This window comes from Larkinella bovis (assembly GCF_042655385.1).
Taxonomy (GTDB): Bacteria; Bacteroidota; Bacteroidia; order Cytophagales; family Spirosomataceae; genus Larkinella; species Larkinella bovis.
In genome coordinates, this window is record NZ_JBHSMA010000019.1 from 1 (window position 1) to 19,924 (window position 19,924).

18 protein-coding genes and 1 pseudogene are annotated in these 19,924 nt (G+C 38.2%); 18 read left to right on the plus strand and 1 reads right to left on the minus strand.

Annotation, left to right across the window (positions count from 1 at the left end; translation table 11 throughout):
* Window positions 1–642: 642 nt before the first annotated feature.
* The 18 genes from ACFPMF_RS27270 to ACFPMF_RS27355 all read left to right on the plus strand — a co-directional run bounded on the left by ACFPMF_RS27270 (window position 643) and on the right by ACFPMF_RS27355 (window position 18,627).
* A complete protein-coding gene (locus ACFPMF_RS27270) occupies window positions 643–1,491 on the plus strand; it encodes a polysaccharide biosynthesis/export family protein (protein ID WP_379851206.1) in 849 nt (282 codons plus the stop codon).
* 17 nt (window positions 1,492–1,508) lie between these two features.
* The gene (locus tag ACFPMF_RS27275) at window positions 1,509–3,872 is read left to right on the plus strand and encodes a GumC family protein (RefSeq protein WP_379851208.1); all 2,364 of its coding nucleotides are present in this window, start codon (window positions 1,509–1,511) and stop codon (window positions 3,870–3,872) included.
* Between the two features lie 8 nt (window positions 3,873–3,880).
* Window positions 3,881–4,456: an acyltransferase gene (locus ACFPMF_RS27280; protein WP_379851210.1), complete on the plus strand. Its 576-nt coding sequence runs from the start codon at window positions 3,881–3,883 to the stop codon at window positions 4,454–4,456.
* A gap of 22 nt (window positions 4,457–4,478) precedes the next feature.
* Window positions 4,479–5,522, plus strand: coding sequence for a Gfo/Idh/MocA family oxidoreductase (locus ACFPMF_RS27285; protein WP_379851212.1), 1,044 nt, complete (start codon window positions 4,479–4,481; stop codon window positions 5,520–5,522).
* On the plus strand, window positions 5,519–6,385 hold the full coding sequence (locus ACFPMF_RS27290; RefSeq protein WP_379851214.1) for an ABC transporter permease: 867 nt from the start codon (window positions 5,519–5,521) through the stop codon (window positions 6,383–6,385). The genes ACFPMF_RS27285 and ACFPMF_RS27290 overlap by 4 nt, the downstream gene beginning before the upstream one ends.
* Before the next feature lie 20 nt (window positions 6,386–6,405).
* Window positions 6,406–7,668: an ABC transporter ATP-binding protein gene (locus tag ACFPMF_RS27295; protein ID WP_379851216.1), complete on the plus strand. Its 1,263-nt coding sequence runs from the start codon at window positions 6,406–6,408 to the stop codon at window positions 7,666–7,668.
* Entirely contained in the window at window positions 7,668–8,486 is an 819-nt protein-coding gene (locus ACFPMF_RS27300) for a class I SAM-dependent methyltransferase (protein WP_379851218.1), read from the plus strand. The genes ACFPMF_RS27295 and ACFPMF_RS27300 overlap by 1 nt, the downstream gene beginning before the upstream one ends.
* A complete protein-coding gene (locus tag ACFPMF_RS27305) occupies window positions 8,479–9,594 on the plus strand; it encodes a glycosyltransferase (RefSeq protein ID WP_379851220.1) in 1,116 nt (371 codons plus the stop codon). Before ACFPMF_RS27300 ends, ACFPMF_RS27305 begins: the two co-directional genes overlap by 8 nt.
* A 3-nt stretch (window positions 9,595–9,597) precedes the next feature.
* Window positions 9,598–10,617 carry a glycosyltransferase family 2 protein gene (locus tag ACFPMF_RS27310; RefSeq protein WP_379851222.1) on the plus strand — a complete coding sequence of 340 codons (1,020 nt, stop codon included), beginning with the start codon at window positions 9,598–9,600 and terminating at the stop codon, window positions 10,615–10,617.
* A 181-nt stretch (window positions 10,618–10,798) separates the two neighbouring features.
* Window positions 10,799–11,620 (plus strand): hypothetical protein, encoded by an 822-nt coding sequence (locus tag ACFPMF_RS27315; protein WP_379851224.1) that lies wholly within the window; start codon window positions 10,799–10,801, stop codon window positions 11,618–11,620.
* Window positions 11,621–11,623: 3 nt separating this feature from the next.
* Complete coding sequence (locus ACFPMF_RS27320) at window positions 11,624–12,568, plus strand: nucleotide-diphospho-sugar transferase (protein WP_379851226.1); 945 nt, start codon at window positions 11,624–11,626, stop codon at window positions 12,566–12,568.
* Window positions 12,565–13,419, plus strand: a complete 855-nt coding sequence (locus ACFPMF_RS27325; RefSeq protein ID WP_379851229.1) for a glycosyltransferase family 2 protein — start codon at window positions 12,565–12,567, stop codon at window positions 13,417–13,419. The genes ACFPMF_RS27320 and ACFPMF_RS27325 overlap by 4 nt, the downstream gene beginning before the upstream one ends.
* Window positions 13,416–14,123 (plus strand): FkbM family methyltransferase, encoded by a 708-nt coding sequence (locus ACFPMF_RS27330; protein WP_379851232.1) that lies wholly within the window; start codon window positions 13,416–13,418, stop codon window positions 14,121–14,123. Before ACFPMF_RS27325 ends, ACFPMF_RS27330 begins: the two co-directional genes overlap by 4 nt.
* Window positions 14,120–14,959: a glycosyltransferase family 2 protein gene (locus ACFPMF_RS27335; protein ID WP_379851234.1), complete on the plus strand. Its 840-nt coding sequence runs from the start codon at window positions 14,120–14,122 to the stop codon at window positions 14,957–14,959. Before ACFPMF_RS27330 ends, ACFPMF_RS27335 begins: the two co-directional genes overlap by 4 nt.
* Window positions 14,960–14,975: 16 nt before the next feature.
* Window positions 14,976–15,887, plus strand: coding sequence for a nucleotide-diphospho-sugar transferase (locus tag ACFPMF_RS27340; protein WP_379851236.1), 912 nt, complete (start codon window positions 14,976–14,978; stop codon window positions 15,885–15,887).
* A 7-nt stretch (window positions 15,888–15,894) separates the two neighbouring features.
* Entirely contained in the window at window positions 15,895–16,713 is an 819-nt protein-coding gene (locus ACFPMF_RS27345; protein WP_379851238.1) for a DUF5672 family protein, read from the plus strand.
* Between the two features lie 349 nt (window positions 16,714–17,062).
* Window positions 17,063–17,872, plus strand: a complete 810-nt coding sequence (locus tag ACFPMF_RS27350) for a glycosyltransferase family 2 protein (protein WP_379851241.1) — start codon at window positions 17,063–17,065, stop codon at window positions 17,870–17,872.
* A complete protein-coding gene (locus tag ACFPMF_RS27355; RefSeq protein WP_379851243.1) occupies window positions 17,869–18,627 on the plus strand; it encodes a methyltransferase domain-containing protein in 759 nt (252 codons plus the stop codon). Before ACFPMF_RS27350 ends, ACFPMF_RS27355 begins: the two co-directional genes overlap by 4 nt.
* A 325-nt stretch (window positions 18,628–18,952) precedes the next feature.
* Here ACFPMF_RS27355 and ACFPMF_RS27360 read toward each other — a convergent pair.
* Window positions 18,953–19,923, minus strand: a pseudogene (locus ACFPMF_RS27360) (IS481 family transposase).
* Between the last annotated feature and the right edge of the window lies 1 nt (window position 19,924).

Consider the following 19,924-nt stretch of genomic DNA (forward strand, 5'->3'; position numbering starts at 1 on the left):
CTTGGAAGAGCTAACCACAGCGGTTCTTAGTCAAATTAAACATTTGGCGGAAACCCCAGAACTGGTGCAGGCCTTCTTTCATAAAAAGGAGATAGGATTCATTACAAGTTAATTCACACCTCTATAATAAAAAATACTGAATACACTTTTTAGTCTATAAAGAAGGTAGTTGCCATTCTTAAACAAAAATTAATACATAACGGATTATTTACTTATAGATACCGATAGAGCATTTTTTTAAACAAACCCTTTGTATATATCCAAAATCAGTTTTACTTTAGCAAATAAATGCGCTTAATCGTGATTCAGGTTTTTGCACAGAAATACCAAACCGGATCAGTATACAATAGATTTTCCTCAACGTCTCTTTAAGTTTTCTGGCCATCGAATGCTTACCAAATAGGTAGGTGTTTCCATGAAAAGTCAGTGCCAATAGGATATCTTCCATGCCTTATATAGTAATTTCTTTCAACCTTTCTATGGGTTGATCGACAGGTCTATTTTGTCTTTTAACCGGCGATAATAACAAATCCTTTGACTTTGCTAAGCCTACCATGGGACTGAACGGGCGAAGCCGTATATAAATTAATTAAGACTATTCTGTATATTTGGGATGCTATCCTTTCCCAACTACATAAGCAAATGCGCAATAAAATCGCTATTGGTCGACATATCGTATATTCTTCTTTTTTATGGGTCCTTTTTCTTCTTTATTTTTCTTCCTGTGCCACGGTAAAACAACCTACGCCTAAACTAGAGTATTTTCAAAGTACAGATCGTTCTTATCCTGCCATTATAGAAACGATTCAGCCGCCGGTTTCGACTATCCAAAAAGGGGATATACTGGGTATAATTGTTAGTAGCTTAAATAAAGAGTCCAATGATGTACTGAACTTCTATAATATTAGTTCATTGCCATTGGCGTCTTTTTCACCAGGTTCTGGTGGGGTTGGAACGCAGCCGTTGGGGTATCCGGTCGATTCTTTAGGTAATGTTTCCATGCCGCTTATTGGAAAGCAGAAACTGGAAGGGATGACGCTGCAACAGGCGGAAGAAAAGGTGCGTGTTGAAGTAGAGAAAACTCTAAAAGATCCGGCCGTAAATATTCGCTACATGAACCATAAGTTTACGGTTTTGGGCGAAGTGGGTGCTGCCGGTATTTTTAATCTGCTTAACGATAAAACGACATTAATTGAAGCTATAACGGTTGCTGGTGATTTATCAATTTACGGTAAACGGGATAGTATAACCATTATTCGTGATATCGGCAATGCAAGAGAGGTTGGGAAGGTAAGTTTGCGTAATCGAGATGTTTTTAAGTCCCCTTACTTTTACGTAAAAAACAATGACATTATCTATGTCGAACCGACGAAAGAAAAGGTAGTGCCGAAGCCACAGGAGCAACCCAGCCTATTTTATCAACGAGTCCCTTTTTACCTGAGCTTGATCACCACAGTTCTCTCTGTATTTTACCTGGTTTCGCGTTTCTAAAAGTTTTTCAAGTACGTATGAACAGCGTTGAGCAGCTATTGGAGGAGGAGGATAACGATATTCTTGGGCTTTTTTTTAAGTACCTTCGTTACTGGTACTGGCTTGTCATAGCCTTGATTATAAGCTTTTTCGGAGCGTATGTTTATTTAAAGCAGTATACACCCATCTACCAGGTGAACGCGACGCTTCTTATCAAGGACGATAAGAAAATGAATACGGAGGTACTCGAAAAACTGGATATGGGAGGGCGAAGTAAGCTGGTCGAAAATGAAATAGAAGTTTTGAAATCAAGGGCGCTGAGCAAAAAAGTCGTCGATGATCTGAATTTAAAAGTTACTTACTGGAAAGAGGCTAAAGCGCGTGATAATGAACTTCATACGACGAGTCCGATCATTCTGAATGCAACAGAAATCACGGGTTATGCGTATGAAAACCCCTTGTACATCAAAATTGAATCCAATGATAAATATAAGTTACTAGACGAAGACCAGATCGAATTGGGAACCTTCTATTACAGCCAACTGGTAACCTCTAAATATGGTAAATTTCGGGTGTTTGACCGGGACACGCTCACCCCTGACTTTAGTACTCCCGTTAAGGTTATTTTTCAAAATGACAATGCCCTGGTTAGTGAATTGGTTAACGGGTTACAAATCTCGTTGTTAAATCCGAAAACTACCTTGATTGCTTTGGGGTTGGAAACATCAGTTCCTATTAAAGGCGTCGATATCATTACAAAGTTATTGAATGAATATACTTTCGTATCGCTGGAGGATAAAAACCGGGAAGCGACCAATACTCTCCGATTTATTGAAGAACGGTTAAAATTAGTAACGGCAGAATTGGGGGATGTGGAGCAGAATGTTGAAAGTTACCGCAGGACCAAGGGTGTAACAGACTTAAGCTCTGAGGCTAATTTGTTTTTAGGGAAAGTGGAGGAAAATGACTCTAAATTAAATGAGCTAGAAATCCAGTTGAAAGTCTTGGATGGTATTGAAGAATACCTAAGCAGCGCACAAGTAGGCATCGTGGCGCCGGCTACAATGATGGGCGTGTCGGACCCAGTTTTAAATTCGTATATTCAACAGTTGTCGCAACTGGAAATCGAACGAAGTAAAATGGCCCAGACCGTTCAGCCGGGTAACCCTTACTTAGAAACGATACTCTCACAAATGCGAAATGTTAAGCAGGCTATCAAAGAGAACTTAAGCAATCAGAAAGCCAGTTTACATGTTACAAAACGGAGCTTACAGGATTTAAATACCCGTTTAGAGAGTGCGATTTCAACGATTCCAAGGAAAGAGAGGGAGTTTGTTGGTATTAAGCGGCAAGCGAATATAAAAGAAGATCTGTACTTATTATTGCTGAGAACCCGGGAAGAAACGGCGCTTTCGTATGCATCAACCGTGACGGATAGTCGTATCGTTGATGCGCCTTACGCAATAGGTGATCCAATCCGTCCTAATAAACAGAACATTTATTTGTTAGCATTATTTATTGGATTAGCGGCCCCAATTGCCCTGATTGCCACCAAAGAGGCATTGACCAATACGGTACAATCTAAAAAAGAGATTGAACGAAGAACGGGTTTGGAAGTGTTTGCGGAGATTGGGATTAAAGAGAAAGGGGATAAGAGTGAAGTTATTGATATTAAGAACCGTAGTTTTGTCAGTGAACAGATTCGAATGCTGCGATCAAACCTGCAGTATTTGTTTCCGGAAGCGAAGGAAGGTGTGGGTAAGACCGTGCTGGTAACCTCCTCCGCGAGTGGAGAAGGTAAAAGCTTTATAGCGATCAATCTGGCGGCATCGTTGGCTTTTTTGGACAAGAAAGTGTTGATTTTAGGATTTGATTTGCGAAAGCCGAAAGTTCAGGAATATCTTCAGGTGAGTAATAAAGTTGGCATCTCTAATTATTTAATTGGGAAAGCAGAGATTGAAGATATTATTCAGACAACGGAAATTGCCGACGTATACATTATACCGTCAGGGCCGGTTCCTCCTAACCCGTCCGAACTGATCGCCAATGGCCGGGTTAATCATCTATTTGAGAGTTTAAAGCATTCCTTTGATTTTATCATTATTGATACCCCTCCTGTTGGATTAGTGACGGATGCCACACTATTGGCCACTTATACGGATGTTTGTTTTTATCTGGTTCGTCATGAAAAAACGCCCCGTTTATATTTAAACACCCTCAGCGAGTTAAATAAAAAGAACGTATTCAAATCCTTGAATGTCATTTTCAATGCGGTCAATTATAGTAATTCCGCCGATTATGGGTATGGCTACGGGTATGGATATGGTTACGGCTATGGCGGGTATTATGCAGAAAAATCGCCTAAAAAGGGCTGGTTTAGCCGCCTTGCAAAACGAGGGTAAGTAGGAAATTGGAAGCGGTTTTTATCCATCCAACGGCAGTTGTTGACGAAGGATGCAGCATTGGAGAAGGAACGAAAATCTGGCACTTTTCACACATTATGCCCGATTGCCTTATTGGCGCACAATGCAATATTGGCCAAAATGTCGTGATTTCGCCCGGGGTCATCTTGGGAAATAACGTAAAGGTGCAGAACAATGTCTCCATTTATACGGGTGTTACCTGCGCCGATGATGTGTTTTTAGGGCCATCCATGGTATTTACCAACGTCATCAACCCCCGAAGCGCCATCAATCGGCGAAGCCAGTACGAAAAGACTTCAGTGGGTAAGGGAGCGAGTATCGGTGCCAATGCAACGATTGTGTGCGGAAATGATATCGGGGAGTATGCGTTTATCGGAGCGGGGGCGGTTGTGACCAAGGATGTGCCGCCTTTTGCGTTGGTAGTTGGGAATCCGGCTCGCCAGGTGGGCTGGATTAGCGAATACGGGCATCGCCTGGTTTTTGATCAGAACGGTCTGGCAACCTGCCCGGAAAGTGGAATGACCTACGGATTGAAAAATGGTAAACTAGTTACCATCGCCTGATACGCCCTTTCTTCTCTGTCCTATGAAAACGTTTGCCTTGATCGGTGCGGCTGGTTATATCGCCCCCCGTCACCTGAGAGCTATCAAAGATACAAATAACCAACTCGTAACGGCTTTTGATAAATTCGATGCCGTTGGGGTCATGGATAGCTATTTTCCCGAAGCCGATTTCTTTACCGAATTTGAACGTTTTGATCGGCACATCGACAAAATCCGGCGGGAAGGCAATTCAATCGATTACCTGAGCATTTGTAGCCCGAACTACCTGCACGATGCCCATATCCGGTTTGGGTTGCGCAACGGAGCAAATGTCATTTGCGAAAAACCGCTCGTGCTGAACCCCTGGAACATCGAGGGCTTGGCCGAAATGGAGCAGGAGACGGGCAAACGTGTCAATAATATTCTGCAACTACGGCTGCATCCCAGTTTGATCAGTTTGAAAAACCGGATTAGCAGTGGACCGGCTGATAAGATCTACGATCTGGACCTTGCGTATATTACCTGCCGTGGGAAGTGGTATAACATCAGTTGGAAGGGTGATCCGGCCAAATCCGGCGGTATTGCCACAAACATTGGGGTGCATTTTTTCGATATGCTGACCTGGGTTTTTGGAAAGGTAAAACAGAACCAGGTTCACCTTCGGGAAGAAAATACGGCGGCTGGCTATCTGGAACTGGAGCGGGCCCGGGTACGCTGGTTTTTAAGCACGGAATATGAATCCCTGCCCGAAGGGATAAAACTGGCGAACAAACGGACCTACCGTTCACTGCAAATTGAAGGGGAAGAAATTGAGTTTAGCGACGGCTTTACCGATCTGCATACCAAGAGCTACGAACAAATATTGGCGGGGAGCGGGTTTGGCTTGGATCAGGCTTATTCTTCCATCAATATTGTTCACCACATCCGTAATGCCCGACTGACGCAGCTGAGCGGTGATTTTCACCCCCTGATTAAAGACAGGCGGCATCAAATTGGGATGGAAGATAATATCTCCCTGGAGCAGCTATTGGGCACTAACTACGAACTGGCAAGCACATCTTTACCAAACGCTGGAAGAGGAGAATGATTCAAAATCACGCCATTGCAGAAGAAGAAACCTATGCGCATTCCATTACTCCGCAGAACAGCCTGTTCGACCTGCGCCTGAAGGAGATCTGGCAATACCGGGATCTATTGATCCTGTTTGTCCGCCGGGATTTTGTGGCGAAGTACAAACAGACGGTTTTAGGCCCAATCTGGTTTTTTATCCAGCCCATTTTCCAGACTACGGTAATGGCCATTGTCTTCGGTGGGATGGCCGGACTCTCAACCGATGGCATACCACCCATCCTCTTCTACCTGGCTGGCGTTACGGCCTGGAATTACTTCTCCAACTGCCTGCGGGCTACTTCGAATACCTTTACCGCCAACGCGGGGCTGTTCGGGAAAGTTTATTTCCCGCGGGCGGTCACCCCACTGTCGATTGTCATCAGTAACCTCATCCAGTTTGGCATTGGACTTTCGCTTTTTCTGGTCCAATACGCCTTCTTTATCCTTACGGGGACAAAGCTGTACCCCAATAGTGTCTTGTTGTTAGTGCCGCTGCTGATCGTGATCATGGGCTTTATGGGTTTAGGAATAGGTATGCTGGTATCCGCCATGACCACCCGCTACCGGGATTTACAATATTTGGTGGAGTTTGGCGTACAACTCCTGATGTATGCCACTCCGGTTATCATTCCGTTATCGGCTATCCCGTCCAAATATCAACCCATCATGTTCGCCAATCCGATGACGGGCGTCATTGAGACGTTCAAATACGGTTTTTTTGGAACCGGCACGTTTTCGTGGGGGCTCCTGGGCTACTCGGCCGGATTTACCGTCATGGTGTTTTTGGTTGGTTTAGCGGTTTTTAACAAAACGGAGAAAAATTTTATGGACACCGTCTAGGGCTGTCCACAAGTATCTGCATGAAACCCATCATACGCGTCGAAAATCTATCCAAACAGTATCGCTTAGGCACCATTGGTACCGGTACCATCCGGGAAGATGTTCAACGCTGGTGGCACCGGGTCCGTGGAAAGGAAGACCCTTATCTGAAAATTGGGGAAACCAATGATCGTGCGAGCAAAGGCAATAGCGAATACGTCTGGGCCCTAAAGGATATCAACTTTGAGGTAATGCCCGGCGAAGTATTGGGCATCATTGGAAAGAATGGCGCCGGCAAGTCAACCCTGTTAAAAATTCTCTCGAAAGTAACCGGTCCAACCACCGGTCGGATTGATTTCAATGGACGAATTGGTAGCCTCCTGGAAGTAGGAACCGGTTTTCATCCCGACCTGACTGGCCGGGAGAACATTTTTCTGAATGGGGCGATTCTGGGCATGACCCGCCGGGAGATTCGCTCCAAACTTGATGAAATCATTGACTTCTCCGGCTGTGAACGCTATATCGATACGCCGGTTAAGCGCTACTCCAGCGGAATGACGGTTCGATTAGGGTTTGCCGTAGCGGCTCACCTGGATCCTGAAATTCTGATTGTGGATGAGGTATTGGCGGTTGGAGATGCCGAATTTCAGAAAAAGGCAATAGGGAAGATGCAGGATGTAAGCCGGAATGAGGGTAGGACGGTTTTGTTTGTGAGTCATAATTTACAGGCAGTATCTGCTCTGACAAACCGCTCAATAGTTTTAGAGAATGGAATAAAAACCTTTGATAACTATACACATTACTCAATTAAGTACTATCTAAATATCCATAAAGCTAGTGTAAACTATAAAAGTATATCATATTCAGATAGGCCAAAAGTTACTAGTATTGAGGTGATCACAAGCCATGAAAATAATGTACATCAGCATGGTGAAGAATTGAAAATTATCTTTGAGATAACTACGCCATTTATGATTACTTCTCCAGCGATATCGTATCAAATAATAAATAGCAATGAGCAACCAGTACTGCATATCTTGAATTTACATAACGAAAACAGGTTTTGCTATGAAAAGGGCACCTTTAAGTTGACATCAATATTGCCGAGATGTAAACTTTACCCAGATATATATTATCTAATTGTACATTTTGCAGATAAGACAACAAAAACTAAAATAGAGACAATCAAGAATGTTTGCAATTTTGAGGTGAAAGTATTTTCCGAATTGAGGGACTACTATTGGTACCCAAAACATGCAACATATGTGGAAGATAATTATTGGGAAACAAAAAAAGTATCATAATGTCATCTAAAGAATTTTACGATAATTGGGCAGAAAAATTGTTGCTAGATTATTTAAACGGGAACAATAGAATAGAAAGTGCCATAAAAAAGGTAGTCACAAAAATACCAGTCGAGGTAAAAGAAATATTGGACATAGGGTGTGGAATTGGCTGGTCAAGCTTTGAACTATCCAATGCATTTAAAGCGGCTAATATTACAGGAATTGACTTAAGTAGTGAATTAATAAAAACTGCTAATCAAATATTTAACAATGATCGTTTAGAATACTTAAATCTAGACATCACTAAAACTAGAGAAATAACATCAAAAAAATTTGATTTTATAATATTAATTGATGTTTTTGAACATATTCCAAAAACTGAAAGAACAAATTTTATCGAGCTTTTAAATAGATTGTTAACTTTGGATGGCGCAATTTTCTTTAGTTGTCCCACAATTTATCATCAAAACTACCTTAGGAATAATAATCCTTCAGGACTTCAACCCATAGACGAAGATGTATCTCTAAGCGATTTTTTATGGTTAGCTAAATTAATCAATGGCAATGTTGTATATTTTGAACATGTAAACATATGGAATACAAATGATTATCAATATTGCTTAATTGAAAAAACATCGCCTTATAAAAAACCAATTAATAAATTAAATAATTGGAAAACACAAAGTATCGAAGATCGAATTAAAAATATTAGGAAAAGCGCAGGCGGTGAATTAATTATTGAAAAATTTAATATTGCAAATAATATAAATAAAACTAGTAGGGCGAATTCGGTACTTAAAAGATTTATCGGGTTATTAACCTCAAGATATGCTTAATAAAATATTAAACATCGCATTAGTGTCTCCAAATAAAAATGCCTATTCTGAGACATTTATTGAGGCTCATAAGAATTTAAATGGAAATATTTTTTATTACTATGGTGGACACTTTCCTAATTACCTAGAAAATAAAGGAAATATTGCATTAAAAAGAAATATTATATTTTTTTTATTTAAGAAAATAAAAAAAAAGATTCTAAGGATACCACTTTCAATTGCGGAACAAGATTTAGTATACTCTTTAAAGAAAAATAAAATAGATGTAGTTCTTGCTGAATATGGACAAACTGGGGCTTCTTTAGTAAATACGTGCAGTTATGCAAAAATACCTTTAGTGGTCATTTTTCATGGCTATGATTCTTCAATAAGATCCGTACTGGAATCAAACAAGGAAGGCTATGAAAATTTATTTAATTATGCTAAAAAAATCATTGCGGTTTCCGACGTAATGAGAGAAAAACTAATAGAAATAGGGTGTCCAATAAACAAAATAACCAAGTCAATTTACGGCCCAAATGACCTGTTTCTACAAATAAAACCAACCTTTTCAGAGCCATTATCCTTTGTAGCTATTGGTAGACTTGTAAATAAAAAGGCCCCTTATTACACCATACTAGCTTTCCGAAAAGTGGTAAATAAGTACCCGAGTGCTAAATTATATTTTGCAGGATCAGGGGAGTTATTTGAAACGATTAAAAACCTTATTACGTATTTCAATTTAGAAAAAAATATACTTTTACTTGGTGTTATATCTCCTGTAGAATATGCCGATATTCTTTCAAGAGTTGCAGGCTTTGTTCAGCACTCTATTATTGCTATGAATGGGGATATGGAAGGAACCCCAGTAGCTATTCTTGAAGCCAGCGCTGCCGGTATCCCCGTTATTGCTACTCGTCATGGAGGTATTCCAGAGGTAATTATTGATGGCATATCAGGCTTTTTAGTGGATGAACATGATGTTGAAGGAATGGCACAGGCTTTGATAAGCTTAATTGAAAATCCGGACATGGCAAGGGTAATGGGGTTAGCAGGAAAAGAAAATATTAAATTAAATTTTTCAATGAGTACACATTTAAATAAATTGTATGATGCTCTAATTTCATAGCATATGCCCCCCCCTTTAGTCTCAATAATAATTCCAGTATATAATAGAGAAAATTTAATAGCTGAAACATTAGATTCAGTATTAAGGCAGACACTTCATAATTGGGAATGTGTTATAATTGATGATGGTTCAATAGATAGAACATTGGATATTGCCAGAGAATATAGTGCTACAGATAATAGATTTAAAATTATTTTAAGGAATAGAGATCCTAAAGGAGCACCCACTTGTAGGAATATTGGTATAGAGAGTAGCATTGGTGAGTATTTGATATTCTTAGATTCTGATGATATTTTGTTGGAAGACTGCCTTTGCCGGAGAATTGACTTTATGATTTCAAACTTGGATATAGATTTTTCTGTTTCTCAGGGACTTCATGGTGAATACCCAATTGACTTTACTACACAATATTATTATGTAAGAAACCATGTCGATAAAAATTTAATTGAGAATTTTTCTATGCTAGCCCCAAGTTGGCTTACGCTAAATTCAATTTGGCGTAAGCATTCAATATTGAAGAATAAGTTATTTTGGAATGAAGACCTCACGGCTCTTCAAGATGTAGAACTTCACCTTAGGGCCATATTAAAAGGATTGATATTTTCTTTAAATGGAGACATTCCTGATTGTATAGTTAGGAAGCATGGTCAGCCTAGAATTAGTGCTAATCTTAATTTGGAACGGAACGTATTTATATTAATAAATTATGGCATACTGCCTAATACTCACAAGAAGAATAGAGGGCTATATAATTGTTTAGTAGCTAGAATAATTTCTGAAATATACATGCATGATAATGGCATCTTGTCTGTAACTAGTTTTATTAATAAGAAATTATTGAAGCCATTGGATTATTATAGGTTAATAATATTAACTGGGGTTATTAAGAGAATAAAAAATAGTAAAATAAAAGGAAAATCTTATATAGTTAATTTGTTACTAAAAATATTTGGTGTAGAAATGTATTTTAAGTTTAAATATGAGGATTATGATCAATATTTTCCTGTAAAATACAAAAATTAACTAAATGTAAATCAGAAAAAATTGAGGTGTGACAAGGAACCATTTACTCATTATAGCACTTAAAGGTGAAATATACTACAGACAATGTAAATTGCTAATTAGTAGCCTTTTGCCTTTTTCATTTCGTAATAGTTTTACGATCCACTTGTTTACTGATAAGACTTGTTGGATACCTAAAAACTTGGGCAAATTTGTATCAGTAGAAGTGATATCTGAAATTGAATTTGAAAAACTATTAGGAAGGCAAAAATTTATTCATAGAATTAAAATAGCATTAATAGAGCGACTTATACACAAAGTAAATGGAAATATTCTTTACATTGATACAGATTGTTTCGTTAATGGTAATATTGAACAAGTTTTCAAAAAAATAGAAAACGGTTTTTTTGTAATGCACAAAAGAGAATTTCTTATTAAATCAGATGAAAAGGACTTTATAATAAATTATATGCATAGGTTTACTAATAAAGATTTTAATAATATTCACCAGGAAGTTGCGAGTTTATATATGTGGAATGCAGGCATAGTTGGGGGGCAGTCTGGTATACTTAAAAATCTGTTTAATCATATATATACACTGACCGATATTTTATTTGCTAAATCGGATCTTCATACATGTGAACAGTTAGCTTTTTCAACTCTATTTCAACTTAGCGGCACTATATTGCCAGTAAACAATATAATATATCACTATTGGCCACATGTTCAAAAAGAATATATTAATGAGTTTATACTTTTAAATTGGGAGGCTGACAATATTTATCCAAATAGATTGTATTTTAAGTGGTTGACTATTAGAGTAAATGTTAATTATTTTGTTGCAAAATCTTTGTGTTTGCAACAACTTGAGTGTAATAATTTTTTTGTAGGATATTTTCATTTTATATTAGCATTTTTTTGTAGGCCACGCTTGGAATCCATTTTTTTTGATCAATTAAAGGGGCATGTAATAAGGCATATTAAGCATTTAGGTAAAATAGTTGTAGGTAAAGTTAAGGTCTAATTTATGTTGTTATCTGTTCCAATATTGTTTGTTGTTTTTAACAAAGTTGAGGAAACGAAAAAAGTTTTTAATGTCATAAGGTCTCAAAAACCATTAAGGCTATTTATTGCTTCTGATGGGCCTCGACTAGAAAAGAAAGGTGAAAGTGAAAAGTGCCAGCATATACGTGGCTGGATTTTGGATAATATAGATTGGGAATGTGAAGTTAAAACTTTATTTAGGGATTTTAATGCTGGCTGTGGTCGTGGACCATCAGATGCTATAACATGGTTTTTTCAACATGTTGACGAAGGTATAATTCTTGAAGATGATTGTCTGCCCAATGAATCCTTTTTTAGATTCTGTGGTGAGTTGCTGAATCGGTATCGTGACAATGAACAGGTCTCTATAATATCCGGAAATAATTTTCAACCGATTCAACCTATGCCAATACAATCAGATTATTACTTTTCAGTATTCCCCAGTTCAAACGGTTGGGCTACGTGGAAGCGTTCATGGCAAGGTTTTGATTTTTATATCAATAATTGGCCTACAATAAATAAAAAGTCTCTTTCTGGTTTTTTATTTACAGAAAAAAAATATAGTATGTGGTGGTTGAACCATTTCCAATGGTTGTATAATAATAGACCAAATGATATGTGGGATTTTCAATTTCATTATCTATGTATGGTGCGCAAACAACTAGCTGTTATTCCGAGAGTGAATTTAGTGAAAAATATAGGGTACGGTCCCGATGCGACTCATTCACAGGATCCTAATAACTATTTTGCAAATGTACCCACTCATAACCTATCTTTTCCATTGATACATCCAAACTTTATTGATAGGAATATTGAGGCAGATATCTTTATACAAAGGACACTTTTTGGGGAGACTGAAATAGTTAGCTATTATAAAAAGTTAAAACGGTTTATTAAGAGTATTATTAGAAAGAAAATATCAAGGTGAAGCTTTCGATAATTACAATTAATCTTAATAGTAAAAAGGGATTGGAGAAAACGATTAATAGTGTTTTGATGCAATTATTCTGTGATTATGAGTACATTTTAATTGATGGAGATTCAAATGATGAAAGTCGTGCTACAATCTATAAATATACAGATAAGTTTGCTTACTGGGTATCTGAGCCCGATAATGGCATTTATCATGCCATGAATAAAGGCATTCGAGCCGCTAAGGGAGAATATTGTCTTTTTTTGAATTCCGGTGACTGGCTCGCGACACCTACAATCCTCGAAAACATATTTGCTAATAAACCGCAGGCCGATCTGATAGCGGGTGATGTCTATTTTTTTGACACATTGACGAATTCGATTAAATGGTTTGTCCCTTCACCTGACCGGATAACGGCCAAAACGCTCTTTTTAGGCACCTTGCCCCATCAGGCCACCTTTATTCGCCGTAGCTTGTTCTCTAAATTCGGGTTATATAATGAACAACTGAAAATTGCCTCCGACTGGCTTTTTTTTTTAGATGCATTATTACTCCATGGCTGTTCTTATCAGCATCATCCCGAGCCGGTGGCGTATTTCAACATGGATGGTATCAGTTGCAACCCTGTAACAGCATCGTTGCCCCGCAGGGAGCAACTATATATTCTTCGGCAAAAATATCCGCTATTCTTGCCTGATTATGACCAACTCGATCTGCTTGAAAAGCAAAGTCAGAGTTGGCTACAGAGTCGTGAGTACCGGGTTTATTGTTTTCTGGAGCATATCGGCGTTATTCGGGTCGGTATCTGGGCTCGTCGATTAAAACGATTCGTGCTTCGAATTTTTAAAACGGATCGATCCTGGTGAAATCACTTATAAAGAAACTTGCCCAACGGTTTGGATACGACATCCAACATTTGCCTACTGACCCCATTGTTCGGCAATGGCTTGATCTGATGCATAGTAACCAGATTGACCTGGTCTTTGATATAGGGGCTAATACCGGACAGTATGCCCAGCGGATTAGAGCGTTAGGATATCGTGGAGAGATTGTTTCGTTTGAGCCAATGGACGAGGCTTATCAGCAACTGAAGGGAAAGGCAAAATCAGATCCCCATTGGAATACAGTTCATACGGGTCTAGGCGATTACGACGGAACCGCCGTGATCAATGTATCCACCAACTCATACAGTAGTTCGATTCTGGATATATTACCCTTACACCTTGAGAGTGCGCCAGAATCCATCTATGCCAGGCAGGAGCTTATAACTGTAAAACGGCTGGACTCACTGATTGATCAATATTACAAACCCGGTAGAAACCTCTTTGTAAAGATTGATACCCAGGGTTTCGAGCGCCAGGTATTCGAAGGTTGCCTTAATTCTTTGGAAAAAATTAAGGGGTTTCAAATGGAGCTTTCGTTACAGCCATTATATAAAGGTGAAACCTTGATGCAGGAAATGTTAGATATTCTAAAACAATTTAAGTTTAAACTTAAATTGTTAGATAATGGACATCGAAGTGATAGAACAGGTGAATTACTCCAGGTTGAAGCCTATTTTTTTCGATGAGTAATTTGCCGAATGTCTCTATTATTACTATAAATCTGAATAACGGCTCAGGATTGCTTAAGACAATAGAGAGTGTTGTTAACCAGGTTTTTATGGATTATGAGTTTTTGGTGATTGATGGTGCTTCATCTGATGGTAGTGTTGATATTATTAAATCTAATAGTAATAGAATAACTTATTGGGTTTCTGAGCCAGATCGAGGTATTTACCATGCGATGAACAAAGGAATTGTTTATGCAAAAGGTAAGTATTGTCTGTTTCTTAACTCTGGCGACTGGTTGATTGATAAATATGTACTTGAAAGATGTTTTAAAAATACGCAAACCTCTGATTTATTGATCGGTGGGTGCCAAGTCTCAAAAAATGGCAGTATCGTGCATACATTTATGCCAACAAAAGAATTGACCTTGCAATCATTTTATCACGCAACAATTCCCCATCAAGCTACATTTATAAAAAAAGAGTGTTTTACTCAGTTAGGAAATTATAACGAATCTTACAAAATTCATGGTGATTATGATCTTTGGATCCGATCTGTTATCATTAATCATTGTTCTATAACTGCTCTAGATTGTGTCGTTGCTGATTACAATCTAGAAGGCATATCAAATACCCATGAAAATAGCCTTCAGTCACGAGAAGAAATTCAACAGATACTCCAACTGGCTTTCCCTAAACGAGTGCTGGCTGATTATGAATTCTGGAGAGTGAAATCGGACGAATTACGACTTTGGGAGTGGATAAAGTCAAAAAAAATACTATATGGGATAATTGCCTTTATTTATAACCGGGCAGTAGAGATAGTCTCGCTAAAACGAAAGCTTAAATTGCCTTAATGGATTCCTTTTAATGTTGGAGACACCCATATTATTAATCATATTTAATCGACCCGATACAACCCAGCGTATATTCGATATAATCCGGGTTGTCAAGCCCAAATATTTATTCATTGCTGCAGACGGTCCACGCCCCGATAACCCTACCGATATAGAGGCCTGCCGAGCAGCACGGGCAATTATTGAACAGGTAGATTGGCCATGTACAGTAAGAACCTTATTCAGAACTGAAAATAGAGGCTGTGGGCAGGGGCCTGCTGAAGCAATTACATGGTTCTTTGACCATGTTGAGGAGGGGATTATTCTAGAAGATGATTGCTTACCCACTGAAGACTTTTTTGATTTTTGCACGAAAATGTTGACTTACTACAGGGGGAGCCCAAATATATCAGTAATTAGTGGGACTAACCTCATGCTAAAATGGAAAAGTACTCGGCAACCTTATCTATTTTGTTTAACGGGTCCTACATGGGGGTGGGCAACTTGGAAAAGAGCTTGGCAGTATTTTGATTATAATCTTACTGAATGGGGCAATGAAAGTAATAGAGATATTGTAAAAAAATTACTGAGAGAAGTAGAATATAAATATTGGGGGACTATATTTGATGAATTGTATAAATGTAGACGTACGGATGTGTGGGATTATCAGTGGTATTTGGCTCGCTTGATTAATTGCCCAATTAGTATAGTACCAAGTGTAAATTTGGTATCTAATATTGGCTATGGAAAAGGAGCGACACACACAATATATAAATCTGCAATTATTGAAATGCCTATATTTTCGTATAGATATGATTTATTTTTTAGGGATATAGAGCTAGACAAGCTGTTTGATCGGGTTGTTTTTGAGAGGTTTTATAATCCAAATAAGAAGACATTGTTAAGGCGAGTTCTTATTAAGTTTTCTAGAGTTGTATTAGCTAAGTAATAGTACCATGCAGGTAGTTGTTATACCAATTTACAAAAAAGATTTAACCAATTTTGAGGTTAAATCTTTAAGGCAGTGCTATAGACTACTTGGTAAGTATAGAATTGTATTAGTTTGTTCAAATAAGTTAAATACATATTTATACGAAAAAGTATCAGAAGAGTGTGGTGTTGTGGTTTCAAAAGAGTATTTTAATGCAAGTTACTTTGAAAGTATTTCAGGATATAATAGACTTTTATTATCAATGGATTTCTACAAAAGATTTGACGGGCATATCTATATGCTTATTTATCAACTAGATTCATATATATTTAAGAATAACTTAGAAGAATGGTGTGGATTAAATGTTGACTATATAGGCGCTCCTTTAATTGGGGATTACGACAAGTATATATATGATCCATTAAATATGGTCGTTGGTAACGGGGGCTTTTCGTTACGAAAAATTTCATCGTTTGTTGATCGATTTTCGTATAAAAAAAGGCTGTTTTCTTTTCATGGTTTACTAGTTAAAAATGATGCACTTAATATTAGGAAGTTTTATAGACGAATCCCTCTAGCTTTTTTAATGTCGTTAGGGTATAGAAATTCATTTGGACATTATGCATCAAACTGGAGATATAATGAGGATGATTTTTGGTGCTCTTTTTTAAAGGGCACCCCGCTTGGATTGTCGACTCCCTCATTTTCTAAAGCAATACAATTCTCATTTGAACGCTTTCCGTCTATTTTATATCAGTTAAATAATTTCGAATTACCATTTGGTTGCCATGCATGGGAGAAATATGAGTATGAGTCATTTTGGGGAAAATATATTCATGTCTGACTTGTAGATAAATGTGTATTCTCCCCGTAGTATTTAGCCATTGAAAAGTAGAAAAGGTACCTAATCAATAGTTTACAATTAGGAAAAGTCAGTTTAATTAAGCCAATATTGTTGATATTTCAGGGGTACCTAGCCAGTGACCTCCATTTATAAATGAGCGCTTCGCTAATGCCTAGACCATAGGCTATATAGGTTACAAGTTGTCCCATATCAATCATTTTCAGTACGTTGACTTTGAAGGTTGCGTCGTAAATACTACGGTTTGTTTTTAGACGGCATCATCTTGCAAGTTAAGCAAGGCCATTCTGCCTTTTTATAAGACCCACCGCATGGATAAGGCAACAATACCATGATAAAACTCTCAATAATAACAATAAATTTAAATAACAGTGAGGGTTTAAGGCGGACCATTGAAAGTGTAATCTGTCAAACATATACGAACTTTGAATACCTTGTCATTGATGGTGGCTCTACCGATGGAAGTGTTGAGGTTATTCATGAGTACAAAGATAAAATCACGTATTGGATTAGTGAGCCTGATCGTGGTATTTATCATGCGATGAATAAAGGGATATTGCAGGCAAAAGGAGATTATTGTCAATTTCTTAATTCAGGAGACTATTTACTAGCGCCCAATGTTACGGAGCAAATGCTTTATGGCGTGCCTGATTCTAGTATTATATATGGCAATAAAGTTCGGGAAATTGCTGGTAGAAGAGTTGTAGAAAAGAGCTACGAAGGGCGTCAAATTACCTTGCTGGATTTATATACGTCAACCATATTTCATGCCTCTGCTTATATTAAGCGTATACTTTTTGATAAATATGGTTTATATGATGAAGGTTTAAAAATTGTTTCTGATTGGAAGCTTTATCTCATTGCTGTGGGTTTGAATAATGAAAAAACAGTATATCGAGATATTGATTTAGTGTACTTTGATGCGAATGGGATAAGTGCTAATAAGGAATTGGATAAATCCGAACGTGAAAAAGTTTTACATCAAGTATTGCCACATAGTATTTTGTTAGACTACCAGGAGTTCGCGGTAGAGGGGAGGATTGTTAGGCGTTTGAGGAAAAATAAGGTCATTTGGTTTTTTATTTTAAACATTTACCGTATAATTTTTAGAATTGATAAGTTAAAAGCTATTATGAAATGATTAAAAGAATGGTAATAAATTTGTTGGATAAGTTTGGGTTTATTGTTTTTACTAAAAAAACGATAAATAACTACAAGATCTCTCAAATAGAAGAGTTCCACTCTTCTCTTAAAAGTAAGGGTGATTATCTTAAAGCACATTCTAATGGTGGATTACGTGAAAAATTATTGTCGGAAAAGAAAACCAGATGGCTCGAAATAGGATGTGGTGGTACTTTCGATGATTATTTTACATATATTGACTTATTTCCTGAAACGCTAGTAACTGAGAAAGGACGTTACTATAGAATGGATATCGTTAATGCTACAGATACTTCGCTTAGTCGTCTTGGTAAATTTGATCTCATTCGATTACAACATGTATTTGAACACTTTACACCCGAATCAGGGCGTGCTGTTTTAGATAATTGTGCAAAGTTGCTCAATAAGGATGGTTATATACTTATATCAACACCTGATTTAAAGAAATATATTAGTTTTTATCTTTCTGGTAAAATTAGGGAGAATTATGACTGGGCTTTAAATCGAATTCATAAAGATAGTCCCAATAGTTTTTATTTCTCCATTTTTTCTCATAGCGTACCGTTTGAAAAACATGAGTGGTGTTATGATGCGGAGGGGTTGATTTATCAACTTGAACAATGTGGAAAGTTTAAAAATATTCGAGAGGTGACTTTAGGTGACGAGCTGGCTAATATTCCCTTTACACATAATAGGCCCAGTGAAGATGTCTGTGTTGTTGGTCAGTTGAGGTAGCACATTAACTATTTTTTTATGGTAGTCCTAAACTTGTAATGATAGATTGTACTGCATTACCACAAATCGGATTGAGTTAATATGTCGGTCGATTTTTTCGGAAAAAGACAAACTCAACCGAACTAACCGTGAAGTCCGTTGTCGGAGCGTGCAGAAAAACCGTTTGACATGATTCGTATGCTTTTTTTGTTCACTTGTGAAGGTTCACAACATTCGCTACAGTTTGCCGGTTTTGAGAATATTTAAAAAGTACATTATTGTAACTTTAAGTGTAGTGGTCCTATAGATACGCTACATTTGGAAAGGGGTTAAAAATAGCACAAAACTAGGTTTTTGCTTTCTTCTTTAGGGCATCGAGCTTCTTATCCCAATAGTACGATTGTTCTCGAATCCGTTCTTTTGCCGGATCGCATTTGGCAATGACTTCATCCCAGAACGGTGTTTCTGGCGACTTTCAGCAGCGGCTTCCGCAGGGGTTTTGCCATTTAGTGAACTGTGAGGTCGCTGGTAATTGTAGTAGAATTGCCATTCGCCGAGCCGGTCGTTCAAGTCGGGATCTTTCAGGTTAGCCGTCCGGTAAAATTCCTGTAGATCGGTTTGTTGACTGCGTTCTACCTTGCCATTTAGATGTGGGGAGCGGGGTTTGATCGGTCGGAACTTGATGCAACAATCTTGAAGCTTTTCCTGAAAAGAATAAGCGAAAAATTCCCGCCCGCGATCCGTCTGGATGCGTTGAATGGGATAAACAAACTGTTCGAGTACCCGGTCTAGAAAATCAATGGAGTTAGCTGCTGTTCTGCGCTTATAGGTGTATAGGATTTTAAAGCGGCTACAATCATCAATGGCTGTGTACTGATAGATTCCAGGGGCGATTTTACAAACATCCATTTGCACACGATCTCCAGGCACCGGACGAGAATAACGCGTGGGTGGTTGCTGTTTACGGTAGCGTTTAATGGGTTTTCGTTGATGCTTTTTGAGAATGCGGGCTACTGTTGAAGCGGACAATCGGATGTTATGCTGTTGAAAAAGAAGAGAGCAAATCCGGATTTTGCCTACGTTAAATGAGTCACGAATTTGAAGTACCAGATTCTCGACCTGGTTGTCAAACTTCTGATGGGCCAACCGATCAGGTCGGCGGGATCGATCCGACAATCCTTCGGTCATTTCACGCTTAATCCAACGTTGGAGGGTAGATCGGGCAATGCCACATCGACGAGCGGCTACGCTTACAGAGCCCACTTGTCGATACACCGCCAGCCAAGTTTGACGGGTTTGGACGGAAGATGCTATCATA

Excerpts from the sequence above, each read along its gene's own strand:
- ACFPMF_RS27270 (WP_379851206.1), top strand. The coding sequence starts at position 643 with ATGCGCAATAAAATCGCTATTGGTCGACATATCGTATATTCTTCTTTT.
- ACFPMF_RS27275 (WP_379851208.1), top strand. The coding sequence starts at position 1,509 with ATGAACAGCGTTGAGCAGCTATTGGAGGAGGAGGATAACGATATTCTT.
- ACFPMF_RS27285 (WP_379851212.1), top strand. The coding sequence starts at position 4,479 with ATGAAAACGTTTGCCTTGATCGGTGCGGCTGGTTATATCGCCCCCCGT.
- ACFPMF_RS27290 (WP_379851214.1), top strand. The coding sequence starts at position 5,519 with ATGATTCAAAATCACGCCATTGCAGAAGAAGAAACCTATGCGCATTCC.
- ACFPMF_RS27295 (WP_379851216.1), top strand. The coding sequence starts at position 6,406 with ATGAAACCCATCATACGCGTCGAAAATCTATCCAAACAGTATCGCTTA.
- ACFPMF_RS27300 (WP_379851218.1), top strand. The coding sequence starts at position 7,668 with ATGTCATCTAAAGAATTTTACGATAATTGGGCAGAAAAATTGTTGCTA.
- ACFPMF_RS27305 (WP_379851220.1), top strand. The coding sequence starts at position 8,479 with ATGCTTAATAAAATATTAAACATCGCATTAGTGTCTCCAAATAAAAAT.
- ACFPMF_RS27310 (WP_379851222.1), top strand. The coding sequence starts at position 9,598 with ATGCCCCCCCCTTTAGTCTCAATAATAATTCCAGTATATAATAGAGAA.
- ACFPMF_RS27320 (WP_379851226.1), top strand. The coding sequence starts at position 11,624 with ATGTTGTTATCTGTTCCAATATTGTTTGTTGTTTTTAACAAAGTTGAG.
- ACFPMF_RS27335 (WP_379851234.1), top strand. The coding sequence starts at position 14,120 with ATGAGTAATTTGCCGAATGTCTCTATTATTACTATAAATCTGAATAAC.
- ACFPMF_RS27345 (WP_379851238.1), top strand. The coding sequence starts at position 15,895 with ATGCAGGTAGTTGTTATACCAATTTACAAAAAAGATTTAACCAATTTT.
- ACFPMF_RS27350 (WP_379851241.1), top strand. The coding sequence starts at position 17,063 with ATGATAAAACTCTCAATAATAACAATAAATTTAAATAACAGTGAGGGT.
- ACFPMF_RS27355 (WP_379851243.1), top strand. The coding sequence starts at position 17,869 with ATGATTAAAAGAATGGTAATAAATTTGTTGGATAAGTTTGGGTTTATT.